8 protein-coding genes and 5 pseudogenes are annotated in these 20,408 nt (G+C 36.1%); 7 read left to right on the top strand and 6 right to left on the bottom strand.

Going from position 1 to position 20,408, the window contains the following annotated elements; genetic code table 11:
* Window positions 1-125 precede the first annotated feature (125 nt).
* A pseudogene (locus tag BAR153v2_RS07725) lies at window positions 126-866 on the top strand (magnesium chelatase domain-containing protein); the annotation flags it as partial.
* 75 nt (window positions 867-941) lie between these two features.
* Window positions 942-1,268, top strand: a pseudogene (locus BAR153v2_RS07300) (coproporphyrinogen III oxidase); the annotation flags it as partial.
* A gap of 51 nt (window positions 1,269-1,319) precedes the next feature.
* On the opposite strand, the pseudogene dapE reads toward BAR153v2_RS07300, so the two are convergent.
* The 3 genes and pseudogenes from dapE to BAR153v2_RS06835 form a co-directional block, all read right to left on the bottom strand.
* Window positions 1,320-2,485, bottom strand: a pseudogene (dapE, locus tag BAR153v2_RS06845) (succinyl-diaminopimelate desuccinylase).
* Window positions 2,486-2,684: 199 nt separating this feature from the next.
* The gene (locus BAR153v2_RS06840; RefSeq protein ID WP_078680854.1) at window positions 2,685-3,413 is read right to left on the bottom strand and encodes a M48 family metallopeptidase; all 729 of its coding nucleotides are present in this window, start codon (window positions 3,411-3,413) and stop codon (window positions 2,685-2,687) included.
* Window positions 3,414-3,447: 34 nt separating this feature from the next.
* Window positions 3,448-4,226, bottom strand: a pseudogene (locus tag BAR153v2_RS06835) (alpha/beta hydrolase).
* A gap of 195 nt (window positions 4,227-4,421) precedes the next feature.
* Here BAR153v2_RS06835 and infC point away from each other — a divergent pair.
* The gene (gene infC, locus BAR153v2_RS06830) at window positions 4,422-4,940 is read left to right on the top strand and encodes a translation initiation factor IF-3 (RefSeq protein ID WP_078680853.1); all 519 of its coding nucleotides are present in this window, start codon (window positions 4,422-4,424) and stop codon (window positions 4,938-4,940) included.
* Window positions 4,941-5,139: 199 nt separating this feature from the next.
* Entirely contained in the window at window positions 5,140-6,906 is a 1,767-nt protein-coding gene (locus tag BAR153v2_RS06825; RefSeq protein WP_078680852.1) for an ABC transporter ATP-binding protein, read from the top strand.
* Window positions 6,907-6,940: 34 nt separating this feature from the next.
* On the opposite strand, the gene BAR153v2_RS06820 is transcribed toward BAR153v2_RS06825, so the two are convergent.
* A complete protein-coding gene (locus BAR153v2_RS06820; protein WP_078680851.1) occupies window positions 6,941-11,596 on the bottom strand; it encodes a translocation/assembly module TamB domain-containing protein in 4,656 nt (1,551 codons plus the stop codon).
* Complete coding sequence (locus BAR153v2_RS06815; RefSeq protein ID WP_078680850.1) at window positions 11,596-13,563, bottom strand: autotransporter assembly complex family protein; 1,968 nt, start codon at window positions 13,561-13,563, stop codon at window positions 11,596-11,598. The genes BAR153v2_RS06820 and BAR153v2_RS06815 overlap by 1 nt, the downstream gene beginning before the upstream one ends.
* 425 nt (window positions 13,564-13,988) lie before the next feature.
* Between BAR153v2_RS06815 and BAR153v2_RS06810 the strand changes: the two genes are divergently transcribed.
* Entirely contained in the window at window positions 13,989-15,521 is a 1,533-nt protein-coding gene (locus BAR153v2_RS06810; protein WP_078680849.1) for a YifB family Mg chelatase-like AAA ATPase, read from the top strand.
* A 12-nt stretch (window positions 15,522-15,533) separates the two neighbouring features.
* On the opposite strand, the gene BAR153v2_RS06805 is transcribed toward BAR153v2_RS06810, so the two are convergent.
* Window positions 15,534-16,397 carry a transporter substrate-binding domain-containing protein gene (locus BAR153v2_RS06805; RefSeq protein WP_078680984.1) on the bottom strand — a complete coding sequence of 288 codons (864 nt, stop codon included), beginning with the start codon at window positions 16,395-16,397 and terminating at the stop codon, window positions 15,534-15,536.
* 677 nt (window positions 16,398-17,074) lie between these two features.
* Here BAR153v2_RS06805 and gyrB point away from each other — a divergent pair.
* Together gyrB and ubiE are read left to right on the top strand one after the other, a co-directional pair.
* Window positions 17,075-19,503 (top strand): annotated as a pseudogene (gene gyrB / locus BAR153v2_RS06800) (DNA topoisomerase (ATP-hydrolyzing) subunit B).
* 121 nt (window positions 19,504-19,624) lie between these two features.
* Window positions 19,625-20,407: a bifunctional demethylmenaquinone methyltransferase/2-methoxy-6-polyprenyl-1,4-benzoquinol methylase UbiE gene (gene ubiE / locus BAR153v2_RS06795; RefSeq protein WP_078680848.1), complete on the top strand. Its 783-nt coding sequence runs from the start codon at window positions 19,625-19,627 to the stop codon at window positions 20,405-20,407.
* The last annotated feature ends 1 nt before the right edge of the window (window position 20,408 follow it).

The raw sequence follows: 20,408 nt of genomic DNA, 5'->3' as shown, positions 1-20,408 counted from the left end.
TTATAGTTAAATTTATACAAATGGTCCTCCATTACAGTGCTATCAAATCTTTCTATATAACTTCATTAAAAAGCGTGTAGAAGCACTTCTTGATTTTTATACATAGATATGATTGTGTCTTTCAAATAAAAGAAGGGGGAAAAAATAATGGTGCGCATATTACAACGGTTGCTTTTCGTGGTTTAGAAGCAATTCCTGTTGATGTACGGTTATGATTCCTCTGGTAAATAGGAATGGCTATTGTTGGATTAGCCGACAAAGCAGTCGCAGAAAGCCGTGAACGGATACAAGCAGCTCTTCATGCTTGCGGACTTTCTATGCCAAACAAACGAGTTACTGTTAATCTTGCACCAGCTGATTTACCCAAAGAAGGTTCACATTATGACCTTCCATTGCCATAGGCTTAATGCTTGCTATGAATCTTCTCCCTTCCGAGATAGGTCAAAAATACATCATTTTAGGTGATATCACTTGATGATCTATTAACTCTGTTAATGGTGTTTACCTACTGCATGACGGCATTATCGCTTGATAAAGGGTTAATTTGCCTCACAAATGTGGTCCCGAAGCAGCATGGGCAATGCAGAAGGATATCCTTGCTCCTGAAACTCTTCTACTATATACAACCATTTAAAGGAACACAGATTCAAAAAAGACCACAACCACGTCAATATACCACATTAACCGAATTACCAGATCTATGTGAGATTAAAGGACAACAATCTGCAAAACGGGCATTGGAAGTTTGTGCAGCTGGACGGCATAATCTTCTATTCGTAGGTCCTCCTGGTGCAGGTAAATCCATGTTAGCCCAATGCTTACCCTCCATTTTACCACCTCTTGATAGCCGTGAGCTTTTAGATGTCGGTGCGCATGGCGCTTTATCAAGCAGTCACTGAAAAATTCTTCTCTTTTCTCAGAAAAAATTACCATCCAAAACTGAAAATCATAACCGTTATGTTACCATAAATGAAAAACATCCCGAAAATTGGCTTGAATTAGTAGAAACTACAGGGCATGGTTGTATTAATACAGAACACTTGTCTCGAGAACAACAAGCTAACGAAATGCTGCTCATGGGCTTGCGTCTTACAGAAGGACTTGATCTAATACGCTATGAAACTTTAAATCGCCAAAGTTTATCGTCAAAAAAACTGATCCATTTACAACAACAAGGATTAGTGGAAATAACGGACAATAAACATTTAAAAGCCACAATAAAAGGACGCATTTTTCTTGATCACATTATTTATCAATTAGCAAACTAAAATCTCTGAAGCCTCATCCTATCTATGTCACTAAAATAATTATTACTTCATTTACGCAAAAAAATCGGTGATAAAACGTTCATAAATAGAAGTTAGATTTTCTATAGCATCAAGAGTCACACATTCATCAACCATATGCATAGTGAGCCCTGGCAAACCAAATTCAACCACCGGACAATAGTCTTTAATAAAACGCGCATCCGAGGTGCCACCAGAAGTTGAACATTCCGGAATATTCCCTGTTACACTTTTAATAGCATTTGACAAAATTCCAACCAATTTATCATTCTTGGTCAAGAAGACACCCCCTAAACCATATATCCATTCAAGCTGATAATATGGTAGTTGATCATTTTTAGAATGTACAGAAGCAAGGCGCTTCTCAATTTCAGCAACGAGTGCTTCTTTTGTCCAAAGATCATTATAACGTATATTAAAACGAATAACTGTTTGTGCTGGAATAATATTGACAGAAAAATTTCCTGTATCAATGCTTGTTAATTCTAAATGACTTGCTTGAAAATCCTTTGTTCCTTGATCCAAAGCATTTTGTGTCAACGCTTGAATAAGCTTATTTGCCAAAGGCAATGGATTCACTGCTCGCTCAGGGAAAGCAACATGACCTTGGCAACCTTTAATCGTAATAATACCAGAAATCGATCCTCGCCGTCCAATTTTGATCACATCACCAACAATATTAACGCTTGTTGGCTCACCCACAATGGCTGCATTCCATTTTTCACCTTTTTGTACTGCCCATTCTAAAAGCTTGACTGTACCGTTTATCGCAGGACCTTCTTCATCACCGGTTATTAAAAAGCTTACCTTTCCCTTGAGTGTTTTTTTCTCCAGAAACCGAGCCAGCGCCGCTATAAAACAAGCGATCCCACCCTTCATATCAACAGCGCCTCGCCCATATAATTTTCCCTGATTTATTACTCCCTCAAAAGGAGGATAAGTCCAATTTTCTAGTTTACCGGGTGGTACTACATCACTATGGCCAGCAAACATAAGATGCGGACCTTCACTGCCTATCTTTGCATAAAGATTTTCAACATCTTCTGTATTTTTATCAACAAAAACAGGACGCTCAACACAAAATCCCATTTTTCTTAAAAAGTGCTCCAAAGTGGATAAAGCTCCTGCTTCATGGGCGTAATAGAAGGGCAACGAATAAGTATCTGTAAAAGCTGAACAGGATCTGTAAGAACAAGCATAAATGCTATTCCAATCTAAAAAGAGCAATTTTAAAATGCTAAACTTAATCACACAAAAGATAAAGTAAAAATATTGAGTCTATCACCAAATAAAGCAAAGCTTCGTTATTTCATCCCCCCTATAGCCCAGATTATATCACGTAACACTATCCAGCATACAAAAACAATACATACATAAAAAAAGAATCATATTTTTACATTAGTGAAAATTAATCCTTTGAAGTGTATAGCCATTTTTCTTTAACCAAGCTTGATAGGTTTTTCTCTCAGGACACAGCTTTTCACAAAGAGACCAAAATCGTTCTCCATGATTCATTTCAACAAGGTGAGCTACTTCATGTGCAACAACATACTCAACAATTTCTTTTGGCGCCATAATAAGACGCCATGAAAAAGAAAGACGACCACCTGTTGAGCATGATCCCCAACGTGTTCTAGTATCTTTATAACTAATTGATTTAACCTTTCTCCCCACCTTGTTTGCATAATGAACCACTAACGGTGCTATAATAATTTTAGCTTGTTTTTTTAAAACATCAGCAACACGTCTTGGAAGATGTTCTGATCGACTGTAAATAATGATCTGTGATTCTTGTCCAGCATCACCTGTAATAATTTCAGCTACTCCACGTTTCTCTTTACGCAATATAACATGTGAAGCCCCCAATACAGGAATTCGTGACCCCTCTTTGAGATGAGAATCTTCGTTGATAATTCCTCCACGAGCAAAATGCTTTTCAATCCAAGATCGATGTTTTGCAATGAACCACTGAATCACACTTAGCGCTACTGCAGGCGGAGTTATCAAATAAATCTCTTGTCTGGCTACATCAATACGCAAGGTAAGACGGCGTGCATTTTTGTGTTCTTTTACCCGCAAAGGTACACGACAACTAGAGAGAATAAAGTCCTCTTCATACACAACCATATATTATATCTCTCATAATAAATGAACATAACCTTTATTCAGCATTGAATCGATCAATCAAAGACATCAACACCTTTTCAAGACAATCCAAATCTTGGGGACGTGAAAATCGGTGATCTGCATCACGCACAAGAGTTAATGTTACATCATGCAAAGGCAAATAATCAAGTAAAGTCAATGTATGCTGATAAGGTATCTTATCATCTTCCATCCCTTGCAGAATATGAATTGGACATCCAACATCTATGCATTCTTTCATAACACTGTTGTTTCGCCCATCTTCAATTAATGCCTTTGTAAAAAGTAATGATTCTAAACCATCCACCGAAGGTCGTTCACAATAGCCTTTTTCCTCGAGCATCCTCCATTCCTCTACGCTTAAAGCAGGTTCCACCAAAGTCTGCGTAAAATCAGGAGCAGGTGCAATTAAGATCATCCCAACAGGCGCCTTGTTTTTTTGCGCGAGTATCATAGCAAGCCTTATAGCAATCCACCCCCCATAGAAGAACCAATCAAAATTTGCGGACCTTCACAATAAGCCTCAATAACAGCTAAACTCTCTTTAACCCAGCGCGAAATTGTTCCTTGAAAAAAATCTCCTTTCGACTCTCCATGACCAGAATAATCAAAACGCAAACAAGAAAAATCATTTTTTTGCGCAAAACTATTAACTACCGTCGCTTTACTCCCTAACATATCAGATCTATAACCAGATAACCAAATTAAACCAGGAGAGCGACTGCCTTTGTGGTGACGAACAGCAAGAATCGTATTTTCAAATGAAAAAAATTGGCAAGGAATATTCTGATCCATTATCACCCTTTCTTCAGAGAATATTCTTTTTACAAAAAGGGAATCACTGTATTTCAAAGTAATATAACAAATAATCTTTATAATGATAATGAAAAAAGCGCGAATTTCTGTTGTTTTTCTCTCTATATATTGTATACTGCTCCGTTAGGAATTAATTGATATTAAGGAGCATAAACCATTCGTCGACCATTTAAAATAACCCCTAGCCCCAAAGATGGGTTGCGTTCAAATCGCGATATTCGAGTGCCTCATGTCCAATTAATTAATGATGAAGGACAACATCAGGGGATTGTTACAACACAAGAAGCGCTCTCTATGGCAGCAGATGCTGGGCTTGATTTAGTTGAGATTGTGCCAAATGCAGAGCCACCTGTATGTAAAATTATTGATTTAGGCAAACTAAAATATCAAAATCAAAAAAAAGCAGCTGAAACGCGTAAAAAACAAAAAACTATCGAAATTAAAGAAATTAAAATGCGACCTAATGTTGATATTCATGATTATGAGGTCAAGCTAAAAGCGATCCGTCGTTTTATTGACAATGGTGACAAAGTGAAGATTACTTTGCGTTTTCGTGGTCGTGAAATGGCGCACCAAGATCTTGGAATAAAGCTTCTTCAGCGGGTTAAAGAAAATACAAGCGAAATTGCCAAAATCGAATCTGAACCAAAGTTTGAAGGTCGTCAAATTATGATGGTAATAGCGCCTAAATAATTTTAATGACAATTTCAACCTTATAAAGCTTATTGAAAATGTATAAATGTAGTTTTGTACATTGCAGGGTTGTCGCGTTATACTTTTTTAATAAGAAATTAATGATTAATCCGTAGAAAAAAGGTTATTTATCAGAAGCCCTCAAACTCTCCTATAAAGGATGATTTGATATTGCATAAAAAAGTGATAGAAGTGCTGCATGGCCAAAACACAAATATCCTCTTCTGATAAACATCTCATCATTCGGCTTTTAAAAGAAAATTTTCATAAACATATATGCTGCTATAGTGTAGCCATTGTTTCAATGATCATTATTTCCTTTACCACTGTCATCAGCGCATGGATTATGCGCGATGTGGTCAATCATATTATTGATGGACAAAATTTTCATATGATTGTTTTTATTTCCAGTGTTATTGCTTTTATTTTCATTCTTAAGGGGATTGCAACTTTTACTCAAACTTATTTTCTAAGCAAAGCAGGCAATAGTATTGTTGCTGAACAACAACGTAAAATTTATAGACATCTCATCAAACAAGGCGTCTCTTTTTATCAAAATAATACTTCATCTGATCTTCTTGTCCGTGTAACCCACAGTGCAACAGCAGCGCGCAATATTATTGATATTATTATCACAACATTTGTGCGTGATTTACTTTCTGTTACTGGTCTTTTGTTTGTTATGTTTATTCAAAATTTCACATTAATTGCCATTACCTTAATAGTGGGTCCATTAGCATTTTTAGGAATTCGAATAGCCTTAAAGCATGTTCGTAACCTTATGGAAAAAGAACTTCTTTCACTCGGAGAAATTATCAAAATCGTACAAGAAACAACGATTGGTATTCATGTCATAAAAGCTTTTTCACTCGAAAAATTGATGCAAAAACGCATGAATAAAGCTATTTATGATGTTGAACAACAAGCAAATAGTATCGCAATGCTTGAAGCTGCTACAAATCCAATTATGGAAACACTGACTGGCATTGTGATTGCAGGTATTATTTGTTTTACCGGCTATCTTGCAAACCAGCGTACAGGCGTTCAAGGTGAATTAATGTCCTTTATTGTTGCTTTACTTTTAGCCTATGAACCAGCCAAAAGACTGGCAAATGTGCGTGTTAAAATTGAATCTGGTCTGGTTAGCATCCATACAATGTTCGAAATACTCGATCATCCTCTTACAGTTATGGAACATAAAGAAGCTAAAGATCTTAATAAAATAAAAAATTCTATACGCTTTGAGCATGTTTCCTTTGCTTATACTGATAATCATATGGTGCTAAACGATATTAATCTAGAAATTGAAGCAGGAAAAATGACAGCATTAGTGGGGCCATCGGGTTCAGGAAAATCAACCTTTATTAACCTTCTTATGCGTCTTTATGATCCCACTCAAGGCCGTATATTGATTAATGATCAAGATATCCGCTACGTCACATTTCGTTCCCTTAGAAACCTTATGGCCTACGTAGGACAAGATACTTTTCTATTTCAAGGAAGTGTTAAATACAATATCAGACTTGGAAAAGAAGGAGCAAGTGATAACGATATTATTAAAGCTGCAAAAGCAGCCAATGCTCATGACTTTATTATGGCGTTACCCAATGGGTATGATACACAAGTTGGAGATAATGGTAATAATCTGTCAGGTGGACAAAAACAACGTATTGCCATCGCTCGCGCCATGCTTCATGATAGTGAAATCTTGCTTCTTGATGAAGCAACAAGTGCATTAGATTCACAAACTGAGATACAAATCAATGAAGCTCTTGATCAGCTTACACAAGGGCGTACAACTATTGTTATTGCTCATCGTCTTTCAACGATTGCACGTGCTCATAAAATTATTGTGATACAAAATGGGCGTCTCATTGAACAAGGAACCCAACAAGAATTACTAGCAAAGAAAGAAGGCGTCTATAAAAAACTTCATCACATCCAATTTAAAGAACAGAACTTTTAAATAATAAACTTTATCACTATCACTAATTCTTAAGTTAATAATCTTTTTCATAAAACAAGCCAAAACTCCTATTTTCTTCACTGCCTATAGCCCCTTTAGCTTTAAGATGGCGTGAAATATCCAAATTAATTGTTCCTTTCGTTGTTCCATTGGATCCTGCTTCAAAACCCAAGTAAATATTATCATGGATATAGCGTCCAACACGTAAACCTGTGTTGCCTTTTTTATCGACAACAACATCAAGATCATCGAGACCAATATGGGTGCGTAAAGTATTCAATAAAGATGTATTAGAAGCACCAGCAAACTCAGCTGCCGCTGCTGTAAGCTGAACAATTTGAAATGGCGATAATTCGTTAAGGGAGCGATTGAAAATCAAACGTGCTAATACTTCATCCTGTGGCAAAATAGGCTGTGAAGAAAACTGAATATCAAGATTATCAATTGTCCCTCTTACTATCACATTAACACGAATATCGCCATTATTATTATTGGTAATAAAATAAACAGTAGGATTAAGATTACCGTTAAAGCTTGCCTGTCCTTTTTCGAAATTGAGACGTTGTGAAAGAATATCAAACCTTCCGCGAATCATTTGTAATTCACCAACCGGACGCATAGCTTGTAAAGGACCTTTTAAATTAATACTCCCTCCTAATTCAGCATCTACCCCTCGACCACGTACAAAAAACTTGTTGTGTGCATTAATTTTTACATCCAACCGCACAACAGAAGAAGACTTTTCAGAAACATTTTGATTATGACCATAAGTTTTAACATTAGCTCGTTCAAGTGTTTTTTGAATCGGTGCAATTAAATTCTTATGTTTAAGATCTAAAAAAGCCGAATTTTTAAAATTATCAGGGATAAGAAACTCTGCTTTTTCAACTGTGATATCTCCACCAATAACAAGATCACGCAAAAAATAACCAGTTACTGTCATTTCGCCTGTTAATGTTGCAAAAACCATAGATCCATCATTATAATGGGCATGATCAAGATAAATCACTAAATTGGTCTGTAAATCATTAGAAATGCGGCCTGAAGCAGAAAGAGACCCTCCATAAGATGAAGAAGCATAAGCATTCTCTAAAATTATATGATCGCCATTCAGTTTGGCTTCAAACCTTATATTATTCAATTCTAAATTTGTTTGTGTATCCAAAAAATGACCATTAGATACAGAAAAGTGTCCTTCTAATTGTGGCTGAGACAATGCACCACTGATGGTGCTATCTATTTTTACTATTCCCGCTACATGCGCACCACGTTCAGCTACAAATTGATTCATAAAGCCAAGAGGCATCATGCCTTTAATACGCAATGCAACTTTCGAATTATTCAAAGAAATTTGTCCATTAACAGAAAGATCCAAATCCTTAGCACCTGATGCTATTATATGCTCAATATGAAATATCGATTGTTTATAAAAACCACGGATATTCATATTAATTGACTCTTGTCCTTTATGAGTCATAACTGTCAAATTTTGACTAGAGAAATCAAAATGGGTAGACAAACTCTTCCAATCTCCACCAATATCAACCTTACCAACCACTTCTCCTCCAAGAAGCTGTCTCTTAATAAAACCATTGATCAAATGTGCAGGAAAATTTTTTAAATTAACATGTAAATCAAAACTGCTCTTATCTAGAGGGACTTTTCCTTGTGCTTGCGCTTGCAATCCATCTCCACTCAGCTCAGCATATAAAAGAAGGTCCTGATTAACCGTTTTACCCTTAGCAGAAAAAGCAAAAGGCTTTACTTTCTTTTCTTGAAAAGAAGCAATCGTCAACTCTTGACCCCTTATATCATAAATTATCTCAGGCTTTGTAAAACTCCCATGAACCATAATATATCCTGTTAAAGTCCCGGCAGCATCAAGATCTGGTTTCCAAAGATTCGCTAATGTGGCAGGAACGGCACTCATTGTAAGATGCAAACTAAGAGTATCTTGAATATTGCCTGAAAGCGCGATCTCACCTTCATTGATAGAAATTCCTAACTTACTCATCGTTATTCCATTTTTATCGAAGAGGATGCTCACTGGTTTAAGTAACGCTGCGTGCAAACTGGCTTGTTTCAAATCTATAGTTTCAAGCTGCACTTTTTGTTTCACATCTGCAGGTAGCCCTTCTGTTATAACGCGTCCAGAAAGCTTTGCATTCGTATCATTATGCAATACTGCCTGAACATTAAAAACTGTTTGTCCATTGTTATTCACAGCTTGAGCATTCAAATGATTTACCATCACGAATGGTGTCCGAATATGTTCTGCATTAACGGAACCTTTAAATTGTATCGCACCAAAAGGATTAAATATATCAGCTTGTATAGCCAATTTTTTTATTTCATTTTTTGCAAGTATAAAATGGTTAACATCAGCTTTTAAATTTGCTATTTGTTGGTTATTTACTTTATCAAAGATAAAATCTCCTTTCACTTTCCCACTCCCTTTTTGCAAAAATAATGCAGAAAGAATTGAAATATCGTCCGCATCAATATGCAAATTTCCTTTTAAAAAACGTTCAAACGTTTGAGCAATATCACCGGTTATACGCGCACTACCCCCTTTAATATTTATATCCTGAAGTTTCCAGATATGGGCGGTATTGTTAAAAGCAGCGGATAGCTCTAATGGTTTCTCAGCAAAAGTCCCCTTTCCCTCTATAAAGCCCGTTAAATAGGAGTCAACTGGTGATGTATTATCCATAAGCGCATTAACATTGAATATTGTATTTTGAAGCTTTTTCCCAACCAAAAAAGCTTCAACAATTTGAGCCTTTGTACTGATTGTTATAAGACTATTATGTCCTCTAGCTGCACCTTTAATTGTAGCAGAGCCCTCCATTTTTGGATCTAACAGAGTAAGATTAGATATTTGGGCAGAAAAATCCATTTTAGCACTTTCTCTGCCAAAATAGCCATCAGCTTTTATATTGGCAAACTGATTTTTTAAATGGAAATCGTTTACAATTAAACCTATTGCATTCCGCGCAATATCACCTGAAAGAAAAAGCTCTCCCTTTAATAAATGATCAATTGCTCCCCTTCCTATTGTAGCATTGTCAGTTATGCCTAAAAATTTAAGATCAAAAGTACCTTTAATTAAATTAAAATTTCCTTTTGCTTTAATATCCGCACTACCAGAAAATGACTGCCCATTCAACAAACCCAAAGGTGCTAATGTCCGCGCTTTTACGCTAAGATCGCCTTTAAAAATGAAAGAATCCATTTGTCCTTTTAACCAAATAGAAAAATCCTGAGCTGTAATACTAAAATTATGGATTGACATTGGTTTTCCAGAAAAAATATCCGTATCAAGATGCATATAAATCGGTTGATTTAGATCTTCTGAAAAACCATCCTTAATCTTTGTAACTCCCTGAAGAGTACCATTAATCTGAATACCTACATGACGAGAAACTAAATTATCAAGATTTTCACTCACACCCCCCATATCAAAAACGGCATCACGAATATGAACATTGTCATTGCTCAAATGATGTATGGCAAGCCGTCCTTTCCAAGTTTGTTGTCCTTTACGGCCATAATCAACTGTTAAAGCAAGATTATCTAGGCGTGTTCGTGTCTCTAATTGTGGTAAGGGAGCTGATGATTTTTCTTTATCAAAAGCTATTTTGCCATCAATAAAAAGACGTCGTAAAAATCCATCATTCGCTATTTCAGCATTAGCTACAACATCAATTGCATCTCCTTGAATAGTCATATGATTAAGCTGCATTGCACCTTCGTTTGTCACCGTTGCTTTTGCTTTTAAAGCAACATTAGATTCAAAGAAACTACGATATTGAGATTGAGCAGGCATTAAAAAACCGATTATTCCTTCTAAATTCGTTATAAGACTATAACCTTCTAGAACTCCTGCAAGAATAAAATTGCCCTCTACAATAGGTTGCTGATTAGCTTTTAAGTTAATCATAATAACCAAATCATCAAAAGTTCCATTACCTTTAATTGAGAGGTTTAATGCAGGACGCTTTTCAAGATCAAGAATATTAGCCATAATACCATTTTGCGGTTCGTCAGCAATAATATCAATTGTAGCTGTACGATCGTCCTTGGATATTTTTGTCAAGATAGAAAAATAACCTAATTCATCTAAACGTTGAAACTCTATATTGGTATCCAGCTCATTATTATCTAAGGTTAAATGCCCTTTTAATGATACATCAGAAGCAAAGCCAAAAATGTCCTTTTCAAAAGTCAGGCAATCAACCATTAATGTATTAACAAAAATTGCCATAGGCAATTTGGGTATAGAAAACTGATCAGCTTCAAAAAAATAAATTGAGGATGAGTTTTGTGGTTGGCGTAAAAATATAATTTTTTCTGCTGAAAGTTGATTAATTTCAACATGTCCTCGCAACAAAGCTAAACGATTCCAATCGACCTTAGCGTTGTTAATTTTAAGCCAAATACCTTTGTTATCACTTATAGTAATTGTATCAATAGAGGCCTGTGAAGATAATACTCCCTGGACGTTATGCAAACGAATTTGTCGATTAGGTGCTGAAATTTTACGTTCAATAAAAGAGACAAGCCATGAACGATCATTTCTTATTTCTTCTCCAGTGAATGAATTTCCTCTCTGAACAAGTAAAAAAAAGCTTATCATCAAAAGAGAAAATCCAAATAAAAAAAACCTCAAATACCACATTTTTTTCATTAGAACGCTTGTCCTATACCCACATAAAAACCAACACGAGGATCACCTTTCTCTCGCTTAAAAGGAAAAGCTACATCAAACCGAAAAGGGCCAAAACCAGTCATATAACGACCTCCAATACCCATTCCCCATTTCATTTGTTGTGAAAAATTAAAATGCGTTTTTTCCCCTACAAAACCGCCATCAATAAAACTCACAAATCCTATTTTATTGTTAAAGAAAAAGCGTAATTCAGCTGACCCTTCAACAATAGAACGCCCACCAATAATAGTATCATTTTCTGTTTTTATGCCAATATTGCGATAAGCATAACCTCTAACAGATCCACCACCACCAGCAAAAAAAAGAGTACCTGAAGGCAATTCAGCTATATTACCTCCAATAATCGTACCAAACTTTACTCGTGTTGAAAAAATAAAATGATCTTTTACATCAAACGCCCAATAAGACCGACCTTCTATTGTCATTTTTGTCACAAAACTATCAAAACGCATTTCATAAAGCGATTCAAGAACTGCTTCACCATATAGGCCTTTTGTTGCATTAACTGTACTATTACGGCCATCATAAATCATACCACTCAATAATCCAATTGTAGTGAAATGACGGTTCCCAAAATAATCATCACGTGAATAACCATTAAAAGTAGCTAAAGCAACTCGCCCTGATAACTTATCATTAAAGATATGCGTAATCCCTAACTGCGCTTTGAGAGCTGTCGTAGTATAATTATCTAAAACATCTTGTTCTCCTTTCAGTTCTGCCGCAAAATCCGTATCAGGAGTAATGATGCCAGGCTTAATGAATGTCGCTCCCAAAAGATAATCAAAATTTTTCGGATGATAAGATTCTTCTTTTCTACTACCAATATCACTTATTTTAGTCTCAATTTTAAGGTGTTCTGCCTGCCCAAAAAGGTTATTGTGCATCCAATAGGCTTCAAGCCCTGCACCATCTAATGTTGAATAGCTACCACCAATGCCAAAACGTCGTGGTTTACGTTCTTCTAAAGTAAGTGTCAGTGGTAAATGACCATCGGAACTAATTGTTTCAGCCTCACGCAAAGTCACTGCACGAAAAACATCAAGTCGTGCAAGCCGTTTATTTGCTTTGATCAACGCATCAGGATTATATTGTTGACCTAATTTTAATCCTGTCATCCATGCAATATAGGCTGAATCCATACGTGGTTGTTCACTCACATTACGCACATTTAAAGAGCCGTAATAAGCCTTTTTTCCAGGATTAACTGTAATCTGCGCATCAACAAAGCGCGCTGCATGATCAGCAACCATATCACGATTCACAATATTTGCCTTAGCATAACCTTGTTGGCGCCATCTTTCTATTAACCACCGTTCTGCTTTAAGAACAGTCTCAGATTTTGCAACAGCACCAACCTTATAACCTAAATTTTCCACTGAAAGAATTTCACCTATTTTATACTTTTCAAGAGAAAAATCTTTATTGAAATTCGCAACATTAAAAACATATTGTGGACCAGCATCAATTGTAATGATAATACTCGACTGGGCAGGTAATTGAGCCAAAGGGCTTAAGTCAGAAACTTCTAAACCATTAATTTTAATACTAATGATACCACCATAACGTCCATCAGCATAGAGAGCTGCAAGTATCGTCCGATAATCTGAACGGGCTTTAGCTAACAAACCAGATGAATTTGCTACTGTTTTACCTTGATCAGAAACAAGAGAAGACGCAGCTTTAGCTATTTTAATCCCTTCTGATGAAGCCTCCGGTGGAGCAACTACCTTAATTGTATAAGATTTTTCTGCACTATTTATTCCATATGGAAAAGAAGCTGAATTTTTTTTTCCAAATAAATGAAAACCAAAAAGCTCAAATGCTACAACTGACCGTGTAAAAGTAAAAATTAGGCATAAGGCTACCACTACGCTATATGCGGTTATTAATTTCAGCGAAATTCTTGTCTGACATATTACCAAATTAGGTACCCTTAACAAACATTTTAACGTTTTTTCTTATAAATAAAATCGACTAAAGAATGATAAACATTGTTTTTTATTTAAATTCTTCACCCCTTTAATTACATTAAGTAATATACTTTTCTTAAATATGTTATTTCATAGCTCTTTTCCCTTTTTTCTTCGTATTCACAAGATTTTCAAGAACTGTGAAACAAGGCTTTGTGTAGTGTTATATTTTTATGTTTTTAATACATTCATTTAATTGATTTTAAATACTTTATTGAAGCATATATTATTATAGTTAAATTTATACAAATGGTCCTCCATTACAGTGCTATCAAATCTTTCTATATAACTTCATTAAAAAGCGTGTAGAAGCACTTCTTGATTTTTATACATAGATATGATTGTGTCTTTCAAATAAAAGAAGGGGGGAAAAAATAATGGTCGCGCATATTACAACGGTTGCTTTTCGTGGTTTAGAAGCAATTCCTGTTGATGTACAGGTTATGATTTCCTCTGGTAAAATAGGAATGGCTATTGTTGGATTAGCCGACAAAGCAGTCGCAGAAAGCCGTGAACGGATACAAGCAGCTCTTCATGCTTGCGGACTTTCTATGCCAAACAAACGAGTTACTGTTAATCTTGCACCAGCTGATTTACCCAAAGAAGGTTCACATTATGACCTTCCCATTGCCATAGGCTTAATGCTTGCTATGAATCTTCTCCCTTCCGAGATAGGTCAAAAATACATCATTTTAGGTGAATTATCACTTGATGGATCTATTAACTCTGTTAATGGTGTTTTACCTACTGCAATGACGGCATTATCGCTTGATAAAGGGTTAATTTGCCCTCACAAATGTGGTCCCGAAGCAGCATGGGCAAATGCAGAAATGGATATCCTTGCTCCTGAAACTCTTCTTACTATAATCAACCATTTTAAAGGAACACAGATTCAAAAAAGACCACAACCACGTCAATATACCACATTAACCGAATTACCAGATCTATGTGAGATTAAAGGACAACAATCTGCAAAACGGGCATTGGAAGTTTGTGCAGCTGGACGGCATAATCTTCTATTCGTAGGTCCTCCTGGTGCAGGTAAATCCATGTTAGCCCAATGCTTACCCTCCATTTTACCACCTCTTGATAGCCGTGAGCTTTTAGATGTCGCTCTCATTTCTTCTATTACAGGAGAAACAACACATAATGCTATATCACGCCATTGTCCCTTTCGTTCCCCACATCATTCTGCCTCTATGGCGGCAATGATCGGTGGTGGGCTCAAAGGACGACCAGGAGAAGTATCACTTGCTCATAACGGTGTTTTATTTCTAGATGAATTTCCTGAATTTTCTCCTCAAGTTCTTGATTCTCTTCGTCAACCTTTAGAGAGCGGAGAATGTGTTATTGCCCGTGCCAATCATCATATAAGCTATCCTGCTCGTATTCAACTCATCGCTGCAATGAATCCTTGTCGATGTGGTATGGCTGGTGAAAAAGGCTATGTTTGTTCCAAAGGTATACGGTGCCAAATTGATTACCAATCCCGTATTTCTGGTCCTCTACTTGATCGCATTGACTTACGTATTGAAGTTCCTGCTTTAACAGCTATGGATCTCATGCAACAAAAACAATCAGAAGAAAGTTATAAGGTCGCAAAACGAGTCGCACAAGCGCGTTCTATTCAAGCTGAACGTTTTGCAACACTTGATCTTCCCCACATCCGCACTAATAGCGACTGTCCTGCAAAAATCATTGAACAAATTGCTATTCCCGATCAAAATGCAGCTACATTACTACGCGATGTTAGCGAAAAGATGCACCTTTCCGCACGTGCTTATCATCGTATTCTCAAAGTCGCACGTACTATTGCTGATCTTGATCAAGCACAGCACCTTGCACGCCATCACCTTGCAGAAGCCATTTCCTATCGGTTAAACAATGAAAGACTTGTAACTATCACTTAATGAGTTTTTGAATTAATAAAAACTAACTGGAAAATAACGTAAATAAAGCTCTGTAAGCTTTCCATCACGCTCCAAAGATTTTAGAGCATAATTAAGAATATCAACTAATTCTGCATTCTTTTTTGCAACAGCGATTCGCATTCCTGCTCCTAAAAATTGTGGAGCTATGTAAGCTTCACCAACAAAAAGACAACAATCTATTGATTGCGGATCATTTATCCATAAAGACAAAGCCAGCCCATCATCAAAAATAAGATCAATTTCATGATCCTGTAATGCTTTATAGAGCATTTTTCTATCATTAAACCCTTGCCATTTAGCTTTAGGAAAATAACTATGAAATAGTTTTTCATATGCACTATTAATCAAAAATCCACTCTTTAAATACTCAAGTTTATTATTTATCAGGTCATTAAGATTCAAAGATTTATATGATACAAAACGTGCAGGAAAACGCAAATAAGTTTGGGTAAAAGCAAAATATTGATGCATTTCCGTTGTTTCTTCTAAACCAGCAATCATTGCCTCTGCTTCATCGCTGTTGAGATGATTTACCAATTCCTCCCGAGGAACAACTTCTACTTCACACAGTTTTTCAAGTGTCAGCTTTATGCAAATAGCACGTAATAAATCAGCATTATAACCTGCAAGATGGCCTGTTTTATCAAGAAAGTTAAAAGGAGGAAAATCAAACGTTGTAACAAAACGTAAACGTGCTATATTGGCTATATCAGGCTGTATCAAATGTTCGTGCGCATTAAAAAAAGAAGGGAGCCTTCCTCCCATCCCAGCCTGTATAAAAGGTGAAAAAAAAAGGATTAACGTTATAAACAAAATTCTAATAAAAGAATTTAACATATTAATATATATATTCATTTTTAAAATCTTTCCCCATAAATTATTCATAGCTAAACTGCTTTTTTCTCTTTGTCATAATGCTAAAAACTCAACTAAAAAGAGTTGGTATTTTAAATAGGTTAAAGTATTTCATATTCCTCACAATTATTAAAAAATTTAATAGTTTCCATGTATTTTTAGAATATCTATAATATGGGCTTTATAGCGTGCTTTTTGTAGATAAAAATATGGAAAACAAGAGTTCTTTTAGTGCAGAATAAATTTCTATAGTAGTATTGGCTTTATTCCAGTTTTCCTTGTAACTATTGTGACTTTTATGTAAAAATGATACCTTAATTTTGTAAATACCATTTCTAGACACGATCAATTTAAAACAGTAAGGCAATAACTTCCTTTTAAGGAACGTAAATCTTATTTTAAAGCTATAAAATATAACCAAGGTAACCCTTCACTTTGTTACAATAAAGGTCTTTTTTCCTCATCATTTTATGATATCGTGCAATACGTATCGACAAAACATCACCATTTCAATACGAAAAAACCTTTATATCTATTCTAGACATGACACATGTTGAATATAGATTTGATATACGATAAACATCTAATATTGTTATTCGATAAATAACCAGCTAAAATATCCAAGCGCACAAAAAATTGATGAAATATTGAAATTAAATACAGAAATGGATTGACCTATGAGTGATGAAACAACTTCGCCAATGTGTGGTGACTATGGTGCATCTTCCATTAAAGTGCTTAAAGGTCTTGACGCTGTGCGCAAACGTCCTGGCATGTATATTGGTGATACCGATGATGGTTCAGGCCTGCACCATATGGTTTATGAAGTTGTAGATAACGCTATTGATGAAGCTTTAGCCGGCTACGCTACTCTTGTAAATGTCACGCTTCACGCTGATGGATCCTGTTCTGTTCATGATAATGGACGTGGAATTCCAACAGATATTCATCCAACTGAGGGTGTTTCAGCCGCTGAAGTCATTATGACGCAACTTCATGCTGGTGGAAAATTTGATCAAAACTCTTACAAAGTTTCTGGGGATTGCATGGTGTTGGTGTCTCTGTGGTTAATGCACTTTCTGTTTGGTTGCGGTTACGCATTAAGCGTGATGGCAAAATTCATGAAATGTCGTTTACCCATGGAGTCGCCGATTCCGCATTAAAAATTATTGGTAATTGCGATTCAGAAAGCGGGACAGAAATAACTTTTTTACCAAGTTCTGAAACCTTTACAATGGTTGAATTTAATTTCGAAACTTTAGAACGTCGTCTACGGGAATTAGCTTTTTTAAATTCGGGCATACACATTCTTCTTACTGATCAACGTCGTGCAGATGTTCAATCAGTAGAATTGCATTATGAAGGTGGATTAATTGAATTTGTCAAATATATAGATCAATCAAAAAAAGCTCTCATTGATAATCCTATTTATATCACAAACGAAAAAGATGGCATGAGTGTAGACGTTGCTTTATGGTGGAATGATTCCTACCACGAAAAAGTATTGTGTTTTACTAATAACATTCCACAACGAGATGGAGGAACTCATTTAGCAGGTTTTCGTAGCGCTTTAACACGTCAAATTAATGGTTATGCAGAATCCTCAGGGATTGCTAAAAAAGAAAAAGTTAGTTTAACCGGTGATGATTGTCGTGAAGGCTTAACAGCTATTCTTTCTGTTAAAGTACCTGATCCAAAATTTTCCTCTCAGACAAAAGATAAATTGGTTTCTTCAGAGGTGCGCCCTATTGTTGAAAATTTGGTAAATGAAGGTCTTTCAGCGTGGCTAGAAGAACATCCTAATGAAGCAAAAATTCTTATTAGTAAAGTAGTAGAAGCTGCAGCAGTCCGTGAAGCGGCCCGTAAAGCACGCGAACTTACACGACGTAAAGGAGCTCTCGATATCACTTCTTTACCAGGAAAACTTGCTGATTGTCAGGAACGTGATCCTACAAAATCAGAAATCTTTATTGTTGAGGGAGATTCAGCCGGTGGATCCGCTAAAAGTGGGCGTTCACGTCAAAATCAAGCAATTTTGCCCTTGCGTGGTAAAATTCTTAACGTCGAACGAGCACGTTTCGACCGAATGCTCTCATCTGAAATGATCGGAACACTCATCACCGCTCTTGGTACTTCGATTGGAAAAGACGAATTTTCACCAGATAAGGTACGTTATCATAAAATTATTATTATGACAGATGCAGACGTTGACGGAGCACATATTCGTACCTTACTTCTCACCTTCTTTTTTAGGCAAATGCCTGAATTAATTGAACGCGGATATTTGTATATTGCCCAACCACCTCTTTATAAAGTATCACGTGGTAAATTTTCTCAATATATAAAAAATGAAGCAGCATTCGAAGAATTTTTAATTGATAGTGGATTAGAGGAAACAACATTAGAACTTTCAACAGGTGAAATTTTTGCCGGCACTGATTTGCGTAAACTTGCTGAAGATGCTCGTATGTTACGCCAACTTCTGAATGGTCTTCACACACGCTATGATCGTAATATTGTTGAGCAGGCAGCAATTGCTGGTATTTTTAGCTTTGAAGCCTTTACGACACCAGAAAAAGCTCAAGAAATAGCAGACAATGTAGCAAATCGCCTGGATTTAATTGCTGATGATATGGAGCGTGGTTGGAAGGGTATCTGTACACCAGAAGGAGGACTGTATTTTGAGCGTATTTTGCGTGGTGTTAAAGAAATTATCACGCTCGATGCAGGGCTTATAAATTCATCGGATGCGCGTCAAATTGATCGTATTGCTCAAAATCTCATAGAAGTCTATAGTTTCCCTCCTCTTTTGCATCGCAAAGATAAGTCAGAGCGCATTTTTGGACCTATTGGTTTATTAGAAAGTATTTTTAAAAATGGCAAAAAAGGTTTGACTTTACAGCGTTATAAAGGTCTTGGAGAAATGAATGCCGACCAATTGTGGGAAACGACCCTTGATCCTGATGCACGGACTCTTTTACAAGTTAAAATTAATGACGCAACTGATGCAGATTCACTCTTTTCTCGCTTAATGGGTGATGAAGTTGAACCACGGCGCTCTTTTATCCAAGATAATGCTTTAAGTGTTGCTAATCTGGATATCTAAAAGCACTTTTTTATCTTAAACTGTATATAAACATTATGATTTTATCTGTTATTTTTTCGTATTTGGGTACTTTTTCCACATGTCGTTTACAATAAAAGAAAAATAAGAAAGGTCATGTATTATGGCAGCGGAAACAGAACGCATAGGAGTCGAAGGAGGCATGGAACATTCTTTTGGCTTCACAAAAGTTGACGAAATGCAAAAACAATCTATGGTTGATAATGTATTTCATTCTGTCGCTGAAAACTATGACAAAATGAATGATATCTTATCTCTTGGACTCCATCGTATATGGAAAAATTCCATGGTAGCATGGCTGTCTCCCCCAGCCATTTCTAACTGGAAAGCTCTTGATGTAGCTGGTGGTACCGGTGATATTGCTTTTCGTATTCTCAATGCCTCACGTAAAAAAGCTCATGTTACAATCCTTGATATTAATGGCTCAATGCTAAGCATTGGTAAAAAACGTGCACAAAAAAATAATCTTGCTTCCCTTATTGACTTCATTGAAGCCAATGCAGAACTTTTGCCTTTCGAGGATCAAAGTTTTGATGCTTATACTATCGCCTTTGGAATTCGTAATATACCACATATTGATAAAGCTCTCAGAGAAGCTTTTCGTGTTTTAAAACCAGGTGGACATTTTTTATGTTTAGAATTTTCAAATGTTGAAATGCCTCTACTTGATAAAATTTATGACCTTTGGTCTTTCCATGCTATTCCAAAACTGGGTCAATTCATTACAGGTGACCGTGATGCATATCGTTATTTGGTTGAATCAATTCGTAAATTTCCTAAACAAAATGACTTTGCCCATATGATTAGAAAAGCAGGTTTTTCCTCGGTATCATATCGCAATCTTACAGGTGCTATTGCAACACTGCATTCAGGTTGGAAGACTTAAA

The organism is Bartonella sp. AR 15-3, assembly GCF_002022445.1.
Taxonomy (GTDB): domain Bacteria; phylum Pseudomonadota; class Alphaproteobacteria; order Rhizobiales; family Rhizobiaceae; genus Bartonella.
Note: the sequence above shows the minus strand (reverse complement) of the source record. Positions and strands in the feature narration are given on the sequence as shown.